The 15559-nt window shown below is 42.5% G+C and carries 11 protein-coding genes; 3 read left to right on the forward strand and 8 right to left on the reverse strand.

The window, feature by feature from the left end; all coding sequences use genetic code 11:
* Positions 1 to 41 precede the first annotated feature (41 nt).
* Together BS1321_RS09580 and putP are read right to left on the reverse strand one after the other, a co-directional pair.
* Positions 42 to 1367, reverse strand: a complete 1326-nt coding sequence (locus BS1321_RS09580; protein ID WP_063236436.1) for an ATP-binding protein — start codon at positions 1365 to 1367, stop codon at positions 42 to 44.
* Between the two features lie 115 nt (positions 1368 to 1482).
* Positions 1483 to 2952, reverse strand: a complete 1470-nt coding sequence (putP, locus tag BS1321_RS09585) for a sodium/proline symporter PutP (protein ID WP_063236437.1) — start codon at positions 2950 to 2952, stop codon at positions 1483 to 1485.
* Positions 2953 to 3108: 156 nt separating this feature from the next.
* Here putP and BS1321_RS09590 point away from each other — a divergent pair, with 156 nt between their 5' ends.
* Positions 3109 to 5157, forward strand: coding sequence for a molybdopterin oxidoreductase family protein (locus BS1321_RS09590; protein WP_063236438.1), 2049 nt, complete (start codon positions 3109 to 3111; stop codon positions 5155 to 5157).
* A gap of 755 nt (positions 5158 to 5912) precedes the next feature.
* Here the strand turns inward: BS1321_RS09590 and BS1321_RS09600 are convergent.
* From BS1321_RS09600 to BS1321_RS09610, 3 genes are all read right to left on the reverse strand, one after another.
* The gene (locus tag BS1321_RS09600) at positions 5913 to 7433 is read right to left on the reverse strand and encodes an aldehyde dehydrogenase family protein (protein ID WP_063235344.1); all 1521 of its coding nucleotides are present in this window, start codon (positions 7431 to 7433) and stop codon (positions 5913 to 5915) included.
* Positions 7434 to 7684: 251 nt separating this feature from the next.
* A complete protein-coding gene (locus BS1321_RS09605; RefSeq protein ID WP_063235350.1) occupies positions 7685 to 9118 on the reverse strand; it encodes an aldehyde dehydrogenase family protein in 1434 nt (477 codons plus the stop codon).
* An 18-nt stretch (positions 9119 to 9136) separates the two neighbouring features.
* Complete coding sequence (locus tag BS1321_RS09610; RefSeq protein WP_063235343.1) at positions 9137 to 10462, reverse strand: aminotransferase family protein; 1326 nt, start codon at positions 10460 to 10462, stop codon at positions 9137 to 9139.
* A 376-nt stretch (positions 10463 to 10838) separates the two neighbouring features.
* Between BS1321_RS09610 and rpoN the strand changes: the two genes are divergently transcribed.
* Positions 10839 to 12206, forward strand: a complete 1368-nt coding sequence (gene rpoN, locus BS1321_RS09615; RefSeq protein WP_063235342.1) for an RNA polymerase factor sigma-54 — start codon at positions 10839 to 10841, stop codon at positions 12204 to 12206.
* Between the two features lie 204 nt (positions 12207 to 12410).
* Here the strand turns inward: rpoN and bluB are convergent, their stop codons facing one another.
* On the reverse strand, positions 12411 to 13052 hold the full coding sequence (gene bluB / locus BS1321_RS09620) for a 5,6-dimethylbenzimidazole synthase (RefSeq protein ID WP_063235341.1): 642 nt from the start codon (positions 13050 to 13052) through the stop codon (positions 12411 to 12413).
* 105 nt (positions 13053 to 13157) lie between these two features.
* Positions 13158 to 13757 (reverse strand): uridine kinase family protein, encoded by a 600-nt coding sequence (locus BS1321_RS09625; RefSeq protein WP_063235340.1) that lies wholly within the window; start codon positions 13755 to 13757, stop codon positions 13158 to 13160.
* Positions 13758 to 13852: 95 nt separating this feature from the next.
* On the opposite strand from BS1321_RS09625, the gene BS1321_RS28510 reads away from it, so the two are divergent.
* Entirely contained in the window at positions 13853 to 13981 is a 129-nt protein-coding gene (locus BS1321_RS28510) for a hypothetical protein (RefSeq protein ID WP_257790336.1), read from the forward strand.
* Positions 13982 to 14055: 74 nt separating this feature from the next.
* On the opposite strand, the gene dacB is transcribed toward BS1321_RS28510, so the two are convergent.
* Complete coding sequence (gene dacB / locus BS1321_RS09630; RefSeq protein WP_232522781.1) at positions 14056 to 15546, reverse strand: D-alanyl-D-alanine carboxypeptidase/D-alanyl-D-alanine endopeptidase; 1491 nt, start codon at positions 15544 to 15546, stop codon at positions 14056 to 14058.
* Positions 15547 to 15559: the final 13 nt, after the last annotated feature.

The raw sequence follows: 15559 nt of genomic DNA on the forward strand, positions 1-15559 counted from the left end.
CTCCTTTAATATAAAACTTTTCCTATCTTTCATAGTACCATTTATTCTTGTCCTGTAGCCAACGGAATACGAATTGTAACCGTCGTCCCTTTGTTTATCTCACTTTCAAAATGCATTTCCCCCTGAAGGCGATGAACGATCTTCCGGCAAATTGCAAGCCCAATCCCTGTGCCCTTTTCCTTCGTCGAATAAAAAGGCTCACCAATCCGTTCAAGGCGCTCGGGCACCATACCCATGCCATTATCACTCACGCTGACCACAGCTTGTCCATCGATGATTTGCAGCGATATATCAATCTTCCCATTATCCTCAATCGCTTCAATGCTGTTCTTGACGATATTGATTATCAACTGTTTAAGTTCAATTGAATCAGCCATAATATAAATCGGTTCGGCGGTTTTAACCCTGAACCCCATTTCGATATTATTCAAATTCGTTTCTGCTTTCATCAACGTGAATACCTGTTGTAAACTGTCGGCAAGATCGATCCTGCAAAATGCGACATCCTGTTTCTTCCCGAGAACCAAAAGTTCACTTGAGATAATATTAATTCGGTCAATTTCCTTCAACATGATATCAGAATGCAGCGGGTTTACTTCCTGGGTCATATCCATTAACTGTACAAATCCTTTTAACGATGTCAGTGGATTCCTTATCTCATGTGCGACGGCCGCAGCCAAATGTCCGATAACAGATAGCTTTTCAGACATGATCATCAATTCCTCTTCGCGCCGCAATTCAGTAATATCCCTAACGATTGCATATACTCCAAGCATTTCCGCTTGAACGATGATCGGTAAAAAGGTTACACGGATTATCCTTTTTTCATCACTACTATTTTGGATGGTCGTTTCGAATTTTACAGCCTCCCCTTGAAGGGACTGCATAAAGAATACAGAAACTTTATCACTTTCATTCCAGTTGATGAGATGATTCGCATTCTTGCCTTTCAAATTGTCACTATTATGACCTAACAGTTTTTCAGCCTCCGGGTTTATCGAAACGACATTTCCTTCGAGATTCAGCTCAAGGACACAATCCGGGTTATGCTTGAACAACGACTGATACTGTTCATCCTTCAGTATGAATTCCTGCTGGGACCTCAACATTTTCCCCGTCCAATACCTGATTATGAAGTATAGGAAAAGCCCAGTTATGAAAATGAACATCCACCCTTTGGAATGCTGAAACATTGCATATATCTGAACATCTGCGTTTGCCTGTGTCATAGAGATGTAATCCGTAACGAAAATCCATAAGACGCCAATGATTATATATATAATAGCCACTTTACATGCAATTTTATGAGATTGGTTCATGTTTTTTCCTTTGTATTGTTTTTGGTTTATTATTCCCAAATCACTCAAAAAAAGCCCTCATGTTTTCAACATAAGGACTCTATGGATATTGTACCATATATATTGCATTCATTGTTTTATATCGTTAAAAAATCCAGCAGCATTTTAACTGGAACTTCAATGATCAAGAGAGGTTTTTAATGGCTTGATTGAATTCTTCTTCTATATCTTTTGTAGGCTTGGCCGATAATAAGCTGAAAACGACCACCGCTATTGAACCAGCGATGAAACCAGGAATGATTTCGTATACTTCAGCGAACTTATCGATCATATCCCAGACGATCACGGTTGCCGTACCGACAATCATTCCCGCAAGGGCTCCCCATTTCGTCATCCGTTTCCAGTACAGGCTTAACAGAATGACAGGACCGAATGCCGCTCCAAAACCAGCCCATGCATAACCCACCAATTTAAGGATCGTACCGCTTGGATTAAAAGCCAACAATAGGGCAATGGCAGATATCGCCAATACACCAAACCGACCTACCAGCACTAATTCCTTATCAGATGCCTTCGGCCGAATGAACTGCTTATAGAAATCATCGGTCAAAGCACTTGCCGATACTAACAGCTGTGATGCAATCGTACTCATGACCGCTGCTAAAATCGCAGCCAACAAGAAGCCTGTAATTAAAGAAGGAAATAGTTCTTTTGCTAAAATGATGAAGACGGACTCAGCATTTTTTTCCCCTAAAGGACTGTTTGTCAGGTTAAAATAAGCTATTCCCACCAATCCGGTGAACATCGCTCCGACGATAGCAAAAATCATCCAGCCCATACCGATTCGCCGTGCACTTTTCAATTCTTTAACAGATGAAACCGCCATGAATCGAACGATTATATGAGGCTGCCCGAAATAACCAAGCCCCCATGCCAGAAGAGATATGATGCCAATGGTCGATGTTCCTTCAAATGCATGCAATAGGTTCGGGTTAATCGATTTTATTTCATTGAAGGTAGGATCCCAGCCACCAATATTTACAATCGTGACAACTGGTACTAGAATTAAGGCAATGAACATAATTGTACCTTGTACAAAGTCCGTCCAGCTAACAGCCAAGAATCCACCAAATAACGTATAAAGAATAACGACGCTCGCCGTCAGCCAGATGCCCCACCGGTAATCCAAATTGAAAGCCGAGCGGAAAAGCTCACCGCCTGCTACCATGCCTGAAGAGGTGTAAAAGGTGAAGAAAATTAAAATGACCGATGCTGATACCACTTTTAAGACACGGGAGCCATCTTTAAACCGATTTCCCAAGAAGTCGGGAATCGTAATCGAATTGCCGGCCACTTCCGTATATGTCCGAAGTCGCGGCGCCACGAATAACCAGTTTAAATAAGACCCTGCACACAGGCCGATGACAATCCAGCCAGCACTTAACCCGCTTATGTACATTGCACCGGGAAGACCCATCAACAGCCAGCCGCTCATATCGGAAGCACCTGCACTCAATGCAGTTACAGCTGGGCCCAAGTTCCGGCCGCCAAGCATGTAATCGGTTAAGTTGGCCGTTCTCCGATAGGCCAAATAACCAATTAACAGCATGCCTGCCATGTATATTCCAATTGATATTATAATTCCATATTCCAAAAATGAATCCTCCTATTTATAGGTTAATTTTCATCTTGTAAGCTTATCAGAAAAAAAAACATATGTTAAGAAGTTCTTGCACCTATCAACGATTTCACTTTCAATATAATTAAGAAAATTCATTTTATTAGATTAAATTATTAGGAGGAATACGCCATGCAATCCTATATCAATCAGCCAGATGGAGTCTTTCCCTCTGTTTGCTCTCTTGACTGCCCTGATCAATGCGGTTTACTGCTGCACAAAAAAGACGGGAAAATCATTAAAGTTCAAGGAGACCCTGATCATCCAGTCACCAAAGGGAATATTTGCAACAAAGTCCGAAACATGACTGCCCGCCTATATGACCCCAAGCGCTTAAAGCAGCCATTAAAACGAATCGGTCCAAAAGGAGAAGGGAATTTCGCTCCAATCAGCTGGGATGAGGCCATTGACACAATCACTTCAAAATGGAAAGACCTGATCAAAATGCACGGACCGGAAAGCATACTCCCCTACAGCTTTTACGGAAACATGGGCAACCTCAGCGCAGAGGGGATGGATCGCCGTTTTTTCCACAAACTCGGTGCAAGCATGCTCGAGCGTTCCATTTGTAACGCGGCCGGCTCAGTCGGATACAGCTATACAATGGGTGGTTCATTCGGCACCGACCCAGAAGAAACGATTCACACAAAGCTTTTCATCATGTGGGGCATTAACGCTGTGAGCACTAATATGCACCAAGTTACGTTTGCCCAACAAGCCCGAAAAAACGGGGCCAAAGTAATTGTCATTGACGTACATAAAAATCAAACCGGCAAGTGGGCTGATTGGTTCATACCAATTCTGCCTGGCACCGATAGTGCGCTCGCCCTCGGATTAATGCATATTCTATATGCCGAGAATTTAGTCGACCAGCCCTTTCTCGATGAATACACAGTGGGTGCAGCTGAATTGCGCGAACACGTCCGCCAATATGATCCTGCGACAGTATCCGCGATCACTGGCGTTCCTATTGATGACTTATATGAATTAGCCAGGATGTACGGCACCACAAGACCATCATTCGTTCGGATAGGAAATGGCCTGCAGCACCATGACAATGGCGGCATGGCGATACGTACCATTGCCTGCCTGCCTGCACTTACCGGCCAATGGATGGTTGAAGGCGGCGGAGCCATCAAAGGGAATTCAGGATATCTGGCTTTTAATACAAATGCCTTAAGACGTCCTGATTTATTGCATAATAAAGCTACCCGGACCATTAATATGAACCAAATCGGTCAAGCTCTTCTGGAAAAAGAAAACCCGATTCGCTCCATGTTTGTATATGGCTCCAACCCAGCACTTGTCGCTCCGAATGCAAATAAGGTGCAGGATGGTCTAATGCGGGAAGATCTATTCACAGTTGTACATGACCTATTCTTAACCGAAACGGCCATGTTTGCTGACCTCGTCCTTCCTGCCACATCATCTTATGAAACGGAGGATTTTTATAATTCATACTGGCATAATTACGTACAAATACAAAAACCTGTAGTTGAAAAATATGGCGAGTCAAAATCGAATGTTGAATTGTTCAAACTGTTAGCCGTTGGAATGGGATTTGGGGAACAAGCATTTAGAGATTCAGAGGAAGATATGATACGGCAGGCACTGAATTTTCCCGATAACCCGCATTTAGAAGGCATCACCTATGACACCCTTTCAAGGAATCAATTTGTCAAAGCCAAGATGCAGCCGATGTTCCCAGGCAAACTCCCGACACCAAGCGGTAAAATCGAACTTTATTCCGAACGGATGAAGCAGCATGGATACGAGCCTTTGCCAACATATACGCCAATCATAAAAGACAGCGACCTGCCATTTTTATTCATTCCGGCACCTAATCACAATTTCTTGAATTCAACCTTTTCAAATAATGCAAAACATATCTCATTGGAAAAGGAACCGAAACTGCACATGAATGCCGCTGATGCCAAAACAATGGGGATAGTCACAGGAGATATGGTTAAAATCTGGAACGGTCGCGGTGAATGTTTGCTTACCGCTGCTCCCGGTGAAAATGTGTTACCCGGCGTTCTTGTCAGCCAAGGCTTGTGGCAGAACACACCTGAAACAAAACAACACATCAATTCCCTTACCCCAGATCGACTCTCAGATATGGGTAATGGCGCCGTTTTCTTTTCAGGACGGGTGGATCTTGAAAAAGTCCAACAAAAGTAAATCCATGTTTGGTAATCAAGATTTGGATATATCTACGAACTTAGGAATATATCTCCGATTTCGGCATTTTTTCTGCGGTTTTCGGAGTATATCTCCGATTTCGACATTTTATCTGCGGGTTTTCGGAATATATCTCCGATTCCCGGAATATATCTGCGGTTCCGGCATTTTATCTGCGGGTTTTCGGATTATATCTCCGATTTCGACATTTTATCTGCGGTTTTCGGAGTATATCTCCGATTTCGACATTTTATCTGCGGGTTTTCGGATTATATCTCCGATTCCCGCATTTTATCTGCGGTTTTCGGATTATATCTCCGATTTCGACATTTTATCTGCGGGTTTTCGGATTATATCTCCGATTCCGGCATTTTATCTGCGAATTTAGGAGTATATCTCCGATTTCGACATTTTATCTGCGGGTTTTCGGATTATATCTCCGTTTTTCGGAATATATCTGCGGTTCCGGCATTTTATCTGCGAATTTAGGAGTATATCTCCGATCCCGGCATTTTATCTGCGTGTTTTCGGAATATATCTCCGATTCCCGCATTTTATCTGCGAATTTAGGAATATATCTCCGATTCCCGCATTTTATCTCCGTTTTTCGGATTATATCTGCGGTTCCGGCATTTTATCTGCGGGTTTTCGGATTATATCTGCGGTTCCGGCATTTTATCTGCGAATTTAGGAATATATCTCCGATTCCACAAAAAAAGGCTGTTCCACAAGGAACAGCCTTTTCAGTAAGCTATTTACTCTTCATCAAACCAACCTGTTGGCTGGATATCCAAGTTGTTATTGATTTGCTTCACTTCCGTATAAGCTTCGTAACCGAAAGTTCCCAGTTCGCGTCCATTTCCGCTTTGTTTGAACCCTCCCCAAGGAGCTTCGTTATAAGTAGGATGATATGAGTTTATCCACGTGATGCCAGCACGCACTTTTTTAATGACACGGTACGCTTTTGCGATATCATTCGTGAACACCGCTCCCGCTAAACCATATTTCGTATCATTGGCAAGTCGAAGAGCTTCCGCTTCATCCTTGAACTTTTGAACGACAAGCACCGGTCCAAAAATTTCTTCCTGTACAATCCGCATGTCCGGTGTCGTATCAACGAAAATAGTAGGTTCGACAAAGTAACCTTTATCCAAGCCTTCTTCTTTAATTCGATTTCCACCGACGATTATTTTGGCACCTTCTTCTTTTCCGATTTGGATATACGATAATATTTTGTTCATATGGGCTTCTGAAACGATAGGTCCCATCTGGCTGTTTTCATCAGAACCTGAACCTACTTTGATCTTTTTCGCCTTCGCAGTAAGACTTGCAATGAACTGATCGTAAATGGACTCTTCCAACAATAAACGGGAGCCTGCTGAACACACTTGTCCTTGATTACAGAAAATCCCGTATAGAGCATAATCAACAGCAGTCTCAAAGTCAGAGTCCGCAAATACGATATTAGGCGATTTCCCGCCGAGCTCCAATGTCACTTTCTTTAGGTTCCCCATTGAAGCCTCCATGATCTTACGTCCTGTTGCCGTTCCTCCTGTAAAGGCTACTTTATCGATTTCCTCATGTTCGGCAATGGCTTGTCCGACAACTGGCCCCGCTCCTAACACAAGGTTTGCGACACCTTTTGGCAATCCGACTTCATCCATGATTTCAAATAGTTTGACCGCTGTCACCGGAGTAATCTCAGATGGTTTGAACACAACGGAATTTCCTGCAGCAAGCGCCGGAGCCAGTTTCCAGGCTGACATCATTAGAGGGAAATTCCAAGGAACGATTTGCCCGCATACACCGATTGGTTCCCTTACGACCATCGCTTGCTGACCGTCAGGAACTTCAAAAGTCTGACCTGTCGGTTTTGTAGCCAATCCTGCATAATATCTAAAACAGGCTGCTGAATCCGCTATATCATAACGAGCCTCACGCAATGGTTTCCCATTATCCAATGTTTCCAACGCAGCTAGTTCTTCAGCTTTTTCTTCTATTTTGTCGGCTATTTTGAATAAAATGCGCGCTCTTTCCACCGCAGGAGTTCCCCACCAACCACCTTCATAGAAAGCATATTTTGCTGCCTCGACCGCTGCATCCACATCTTCCTGTGTTCCTTCCGCAGCTTTGGCAATAACTTCCCCCGTAGCCGGATTCAATACATCCCTCTTCTCACCTGAAGTCGAATTCACCCATTCCCCATTGATGAACATCTTTAAGTCCAGTGCTCCCGTTCCTTCTTTTTTCGTATTATTTTGCAAAGTTTCCTGCATGTAAATTCCTCCTCGGTTTTAAGTTATCTACCTATATATTAGATATGAGCAAGATTCATGCCAGTTTGAAATATTAGGTAACTCTCGTTTTTTTGCCCTTTCCTGTCTCATTTAAATTCAACCGTGAATTACCTATTCATTTTTGCATAACATATGGACAATCCTTCATCTCAGCCTCTTTCAAGATTCATAGAAAAATGAAACCCGCAGCTCAAAAAAAAGAGATGAGCAGCTGCTCATCTCTTTTTTGATTAATTTCGGTTAATAATGACCAGTTTCATTTCCGTCATTTCTTCAATGGCATATTTTAGCCCTTCGCGGCCCGTTCCGCTTTTTTTGACTCCGCCATATGGCATGTTGTCGACACGGTAAGTTGGGATATCATTAATGATAACACCGCCGACTTCCAATTTTTCTGCGGCAGAAAGAGCCAGATTGATATTTTCTGTGTAAATCCCGGCCTGTAATCCAAATTCGGAATCATTGACCAAATCAATCGCTTCCTCAACGGACGAAACCTTATTGATCAAAACAATGGGAGCGAAGACTTCCTGACAAGATACTTTAAGCATTGCATCCACTTCCAGCAACACAGTGGGATGCAGGATATTTCCTTCAGATTTACCTCCTGCTGCAACAATTGCACCGTGTTGTTTAGCTTCACCGATCCAATCCAGGCTTCGCTGTACATCACCAGCGCTGATCAATGCCGAAATGTCCACCGACGGGTCCAAAGAATCTCCAAGTTTCAAGCCATTCGTTGCTTCTGTGAATTTTTTGACGAACTCATCATATACCTCTTCATGAACATATGCACGCTGTAAGGAAATACAGACCTGACCTTGAAAAGCGAATGCTGCCGATACACAGCGTTGGATGATTTTATCGATATTTATCCCTTTATCGACGATGACAGCTGCATTCGAACCTAGTTCAAGACTCACTTTCTTTAACCCGGCCTTATTACGGATCCCGATTCCGACAGCTGGACTTCCAGTAAATGAAATGCTCTTCACCCGTGAATCGGTGACTAATTTATCACCAATTACCGAACCGCTTCCGGTAACTAAATTAAACGCACCTGCCGGCAAATCCGTTTCGGCTAATAGTTCAGCAAGAAATAGCGAAGATAGCGGTGTTTGGCTAGCAGGTTTCAGGACAAGTGTATTTCCCGCAGCAATGGCAGGGCCTACTTTATGGGCAACCAGGTTCATCGGAAAATTAAATGGTGTAATCGCACCCACAACGCCTAGAGGCTCACGGACTGTGTATCCTATCCTTCCTTCTCCGTCAGCTGTAGCATCCATCGTCAATGTTTCTCCATGAATCCTTTTTGCTTCCTCTGCTGCAAATTTATATGTGGCAATCGTCCGGGATACTTCAACCATTGCCGTTTTAATCGGTTTCGCTGCCTCTTTTGCAATAATTTCAGCTGCCTCATCTTTGCGGCTTTCCAAAAGACTAGCGAGCTTTTCAAGGATGGCAGCCCGTTTATGACTAGGTAAAGCTGCCATTGTTTTTCTAGCTTGATAGGCTGATTCTATTGCCAACTCGACATCTTCAAGGCTTGCTGAAGGAATTTCCGCTAGAACTTCCCCGCTATAGGGAGACTTTAGTGTTGTGAACTTTTCAGCTTCTTGCCATTTACCATTAATGAATAATTTCTTTTTCAGCGTTTCTGTCATGACCATCACTTTCACCTCTTATAAAATTTCTTTTTCGACAGCAGTAAATGTCTCATCAAGGATTTCAATTATTCTTTCGACTTCCGCTTTAGTAATGATTAAAGGCGGTGCGAATACGAGTGTATCTTGATCAAACGTAACAGACCGGCAAATTAAACCATTCTTCGCCGCTTCAGCAACCAGTCTTGGAGCAAGTTGTGTCTCAAAGCCTTCGCCTGTTTGTTTGTCCTTTACGATGGAGATGCCTCCAATTAGTCCAAGTGCCCTAACATCACCAACAATCGGATGTTTGCTTTGAAGCTTCTTAAAGCCGGCAAGCAACTCTTCACCACGCTGTTTCGAATTTTCTATAAGGTTTTCACGTTCAATTATTTCAATATTTTTCAAAGCAACCGCACAAGCCATAGGATGGCCACTGTATGTGTAGCCGTGTAAAAGCGTACCTTTTGAAAGGGCAATGAAATCCTGATGCATCTTATCATTCAGGACGACCCCGCCTAACTGTGCATATCCGCTCGTCACACCTTTTGCAAAGCACATCATATCAGGTACAACACCAAAGTGTTCAATCCCAAAATAAGTCCCTGTTCTTCCAAAACCTGTAATGACTTCATCCGTCACCATTAAAATGCCGTATTCATTACAAATCTCCCTTACTTCCTTAAAATATCCTTCAGGAGGAAGGTTCACGCCACCGGCCCCTTGAATCGGTTCAGCGATAAATGCCGCAATCGTTTCCGGTCCTTCCTGTTCTATGACCTTACGCAACTCCTCAATGGAGGAACCGTCCACATGGTAAAAATCCGGTGCGATTGAATTCGTGAAGTCACGGAACGGCTTCAGGCCAGTCGCGCTTGTAGCTCCCATTGCCACTCCATGATAGGATTTCGAGCGGGAAATGATTTTTTGACGATTAGGCTGCCCTTTCAAAAGCCAGTAATGACGAGCAAGTTTGATGGCCGTATCATTCGACTCCGATCCACCTGAAGTGAAGAAAACTGCATTCAAATCCCCAGGCGCGATGGAAGCGATTTTGGCCGCTAAACGGATTGCCGGCTCATTGCTGAAAGTGGCGAAACTTGAGGTGAAAGCTAACTTCGCCATTTGTTCCTTCGCGACATCAGCCATCTCTTCTTGTCCATGTCCAATATTCACATTCCAAAGTGAAGCCATGCCATCAATGACAGTCCTGCCCGTGACATCCGTAAGATATATTCCCTTCCCTTCCTTAAAGATGAAACTTGGACCATCTGCCTGCTGTTGTTCGATTGCCGTAGTCGGATGAATAAAATGCTTTTTATCCAAATCGATTAATTCCTGAATACCCGTCGTCTCTTTAATCATGTAAAAAACACCCTTCTCATGTAAGATTTTTTTCAAGTTAGTTAATTTTTATATTTATATATATAGATATAGCAAGATGCATGCCAAATTATATGAGCCTTATATTAAAGGTATTCAAGTTTAAATGATTCATATATAAATCAATAGATGCATGTGTTGATTCATATATAAATCATTTGATTCATATTCGAATCATTTAATTCCCATTCATTAGATTACATGCATTTTTTCGAATCCCCCTCTTTATTTTCTAAATGATGTTATAAAACCTGACACACAATGTTGAATTTTCGGAAGATTTGTATTATTATCATGTTAATATTTTTTCATTCCCTTTGAGCCGCTATGTTAATCTAAACGAAAGAAGTTGATATATATGCAGGTAGGATTTGAACTGTACCAAAAACAAACCTTGAAATTGTCATTAACCCCTGAATTACAGCAATCGATCAATATCCTTCAATATTCCACCCATGAACTAATAGATTTCATAAACCGGCAGGCACACGAAAATCCCGTTCTCGAAATTAGCTTTAAAGAACCCCTCGCATCACTTACTGAATCTAGCATTCGGACACAAAAAATAAATTCTCAGATACGTGGATCCTCCTCTATAAGTAAAAGTTTCAACGGAGACAATGATTACAATCCAATCAACAATTATTCAATCAACACAGAAACACTGGAAGGCCATTTACTGGAACAATTGAGTTTACTAAGTTCGTTGAAAGCATTTGAAAAAAAGATTCTCCGATTTTTGTTTGGGAACTTAAATGATTATGGATTTCTTGAATTGGATGCCAATTGGGCTGCCTCGCATTTTTCCGTATCCGTGGAAGAAATAGAAAATATGATTCACGTATTGCAATCCCTTGACCCAATAGGAGTCGGGGCTAAAGATCTGACCGATTGTTTACTCATTCAGCTGCGTGAGCATGAGGATCACAATGAATTGGCGTATAAGATCGTTAAAAAGCACTTAACAGATTTAGCAGAAAAACGCTTCAGGAAAATTGCCGCCCTTTACCAAGTGACCATTCAGGAAGTACAAGAGGCCTCGGATTTAATCCGTACGTTAAACCCGCGTCCCGTCAGTCACTATTCCAATGATATGACTCATTACATCGTTCCGGACGTTTACGTGGAAAAAGAAAAAGAAGGTTTTCTGATAACAGTCAACGATAGCTGCACACCTAAACTTTCCATCAACCCTTACTACAAGAACCAAATCGCTATGAATCCTGATAATCCAGCTAAAGATTATATAAAGGGGCACATAAACGATGCCCAATTACTTTTAAAAGGGCTCGAACAAAGGCAAATGACACTTTACAAAGTGACAGCATCAATCGTGGACGAGCAGCAAGAGTTTTTCATGAAGGGAATTACGGGATTAAAACCTATGACATTGAAGGACATTTCGGAAAAACTTCAGCTTCATGAATCGACAATCAGCAGGGCGACGAGCAATAAATATATCCAGACTCCGCATGGCCTCTTTAAACTAAGGAACTTCTTTACTAGAGGGTTAAACCGCGTGAACAGCCAAGCAGCCGAATCAACGACCACCATCAAAGAAAAAATAAAGGTCTTGATTGCCGATGAAGATAAAATAAAGCCTTTTTCAGATCAGAAACTTTGTCAAATATTCGAAAATGAAGGGACGAAGATCTCTCGCCGTACTATTGCAAAATACCGTGAAGATCTCGGAATACCCGGATCTTCAAAACGGCGCAGATTTTAAAATCAAACCAAATTTTGTTTTATATGTTGTGTCCACATTATGGAATAACGTATTTTAAAAGACTCTTACAAAGGATGTATCTATCGTAAGAGTCTTCTATATTTTCACTGCTTCATATCATTTTTTTGTAAAATAATCACCTCACAACAAAAAACCCCTGAACCAGGGGCTTAATAAACAAGGTTTGTAACAAAAAATATAGTTTTATTTATTGCCCCATTTATCCTCGAAAATAAGTTCATCCATCGGCCTTCTTTTTTCCCAATTAGCAAGTTCAAGAATGGGTTTATCCGGATATTGATCCGTATAGCCAATCGACAGGAGTGCAACAGGTTCTATATGCGGCGGAATCTCCAAAATATCTCGAATGTCATTTTTCTTATAAAAGCTTACCCATCCCATTGCCAATCCTTCAGCACAAGCAGCCAGCCACATATTTTGAATCGCGCAGGCTGTGGATAGGATATCGGTTTCCGGAATGGAGTTCCTCCCTAAAACATGGGAGCCACCCCGTGTCGGGTCGCATGTAACACAAATGGTGTATGGTGCTTCTTTTAACCCTTCCACTTTCAAACTAAGAAACTTATTTTCTTTACCTCCTTCATAATGAATTGCGAGTGCCCTTCTTTCTTTATCCGCTGCCCATGCCAAACTGTTCTTGGTTTCCTGAGATGAAATCACGATGAAACTCCAAGGTTGCATGAATCCTACAGACGGCGCATGATGTGCAGCATCCAAAATTCTGCGGAGTATATCCTTTGAAATGGGCTTAGGCAAAAAACTCCTGATATCCCTTCGGTTATAAATGGCTTTATATACGGCAGCTTGTTCTTCATTAGTAAACATAGTTTCCCCCCCATGTTTCCGGCTCCCCAGAAATTTATCTAAACATACACTATATTTTATAGGTAAACCCTTACAATTAAAAGCGAGATCCAGATATCTCCGGATTCAGCTCGTTCCGTCCACAACAAGACTCGCTCTTTCTTGGTGCGCGCCCACATAGAGATCTTCATGAACCATCCAATTATCCTCCCACATTTGACGCGCATCTTCACCATCCCGCTCAAGGCCCCGTTTCAAACGCTGATCACGGGGACATTCCACCCAAATCGTGAAATCATGGTATCCTGCCAATTCTTTTCGGATAGAATACGTTCCTTCTATAATGACAAGGCCTTTAGCAGGAACCTCATGCCATTCGGCCATAGTGTCCGTTTCCCAATCATACCTTTGATACCTTGCTTCCCTCCCTTTTGTAAGCGGTTTCAGGACTTGGTTATAAACCCGTTCCCAATCATAATCCGCACCAACCTGCTTTTGGGATGGAGGCAGTTGAATCCTATCCGATGATGGCAAATAAAAATCATCCATATGAACGACCGCGCTACCTGGACATTCTGATTGGATACGGGAAGCGAGTGTACTTTTTCCAGACCCGCCCCGGCCATCTATGGCCACTATATAGAGAAATCGTTTTTTGGAAATTCCGTGAATTTCAGCTATAAGACTGCTAATCGTATACTGTCCATTAAGTGTTGGAAAGTTCATAAGCATTCCCCCTATACTTCTTATTTCTATTCATCCTCCCTTAAATTCCTTCCTTGAGAGGATAAAGTGAAAATATTAAGAAGAAGGTGCTGGTATTGAATAAAATCCAATTTGCAATGACTGTCGATTTGAATACGCCATTCGGATCTGCGATTGAAACCCGACATCGAGGCATCACAGAAAAATGGCTTATCGGCTGTATGCTGCCAATTCGGATTAGATGAAGAAAATGAATTGCCCGTTGCGGGTCTGTTTCTCGCAGATTTTTCTGAACTTCAAACTTAGCTTTCCATGGATACTAAAGGCCATTCCCCAATAGGTTTTCCTGTTCTGCGAGCATCACGGCTATCTTATCTTGGATTGCCGTGATGCCTTTTTCTTCTACAAAATTATTCAATATGATCGAAAATATGACTTTTTCCCCCCTTTTGGTCGTCACATAACCTGATAAGGAGCTCGTTCCTGAAATCGTCCCTGTTTTCGCGCGAACATTCCCGGCTGCATATGTCCCTTTCATCCTCTTTCTTAGCGTACCGCCCACCATCCGATTTTCGTTGCCTGCAATCGGCAAAGCATTCAAGTAAGCAGGAAACCACGTTTTTTCCTGTACGGCATACAGCAGCTTCGTTATTTCATTCGCTGGGATCATATTGACTTGGGAAATGCCAGATCCATCACGCATCATGATCGTTTGCATATTGAGACCCATACTCTTCATCTGATTTCGAGCAACCTTCAAACCATCTTTCCAGCTTCCCTCCCCTTCTGCCTCTTTGCCCATTTCTTTCACCAAAACCTCGGCATGGCTGTTATTGCTCAATTTCATGAAAGGAATAAGCATTTGTGAAAGCGGCATGGACTGATGAGTGGCAATCATTTCCGCTCCTACTGGCGTTTTCCCTTTTTTCCTTTTTCCCAACACTTTAATTCCATGTTTCTTCATTGATTTTTCAAATAGGCTCAGGGCATATTCTGTTGGATCTTTCACCGAGATCCACTCTTTAATCACACCGGCATGCACCGGAATGGTCCCGGTCACCGTAATGACTTGTGTGCCATGAGACCGTTCGACTTCAATTTTTTTATCGCCGTCTTCCGATTCAGTTTTCGTTTTGTTGATGACCTTCACGTAATCCGTTTCCGGCTTCAGCTTCACCGTTGCCCTTTTACCAGCCTTTCCCCCAGGGGTTATCTCCAAGATGATGGTACCGGTATCGTAGTCTTCATTCGGGGAAGCGGTTAAAGCTGAAACGGCTGCTCCGTAATATTCCTGTTCATCGCTCCAAACTAAATCTTGGGAATAGCGAACATCATCATACCAGGAATCATCGCCTATAAGATCCCCATGAACCAGCTTAACTTGCCTGTGCTTCAGTGTAGCTGCCAGCTCATCAAAATCCTTTTCCAATAAGGTAGGATCGCCTTTTCCCTTCAGGTATACATTCCCCTGCAGAACATGGCCACCCTGCACTCCTTTTATGTATAGTTCCGTTTGAAAAGCATGATCTTCCCCTAAAGTTTCCAGCGCAGCTGCTGCAGTCAATAGCTTAAGGTTCGAAGCAGGCCGCAATCTCGTTTTCGACCCCCGTTCATAAATCATTTCCCCCGTTTCAGCTGAACGGATGGAAATTCCCGTCAACGCCCCAGCCAATCCCGGCGAATCATTCAATATTTGTTGAATTTTCTGCCCAAGGTTTCCATCCTCATTAGCAGCCTGCATCGATTCTCCATCAAAAAAACAAATCCAAAACAGGAAGAATATAAAACTCAACTTCCTTTTATATGTCAAACCTATCACTCCC

Source organism: Peribacillus simplex NBRC 15720 = DSM 1321 (assembly GCF_002243645.1).
Lineage (GTDB): Bacteria > Bacillota > Bacilli > Bacillales > DSM-1321 > Peribacillus > Peribacillus simplex.

Coding starts and splice junctions, on each gene's coding strand:
- BS1321_RS09605 (WP_063235350.1), bottom strand. CDS start 9,118: ATGACAGAAACGCTGAAAAAGAAATTATTCATTAATGGTAAATGGCAA.
- rpoN (WP_063235342.1), top strand. CDS start 10,839: ATGCAGGTAGGATTTGAACTGTACCAAAAACAAACCTTGAAATTGTCA.
- BS1321_RS09590 (WP_063236438.1), top strand. CDS start 3,109: ATGCAATCCTATATCAATCAGCCAGATGGAGTCTTTCCCTCTGTTTGC.
- BS1321_RS09625 (WP_063235340.1), bottom strand. CDS start 13,757: ATGAACTTTCCAACACTTAATGGACAGTATACGATTAGCAGTCTTATA.
- bluB (WP_063235341.1), bottom strand. CDS start 13,052: ATGTTTACTAATGAAGAACAAGCTGCCGTATATAAAGCCATTTATAAC.
- BS1321_RS09600 (WP_063235344.1), bottom strand. CDS start 7,433: ATGCAGGAAACTTTGCAAAATAATACGAAAAAAGAAGGAACGGGAGCA.
- BS1321_RS09610 (WP_063235343.1), bottom strand. CDS start 10,462: ATGATTAAAGAGACGACGGGTATTCAGGAATTAATCGATTTGGATAAA.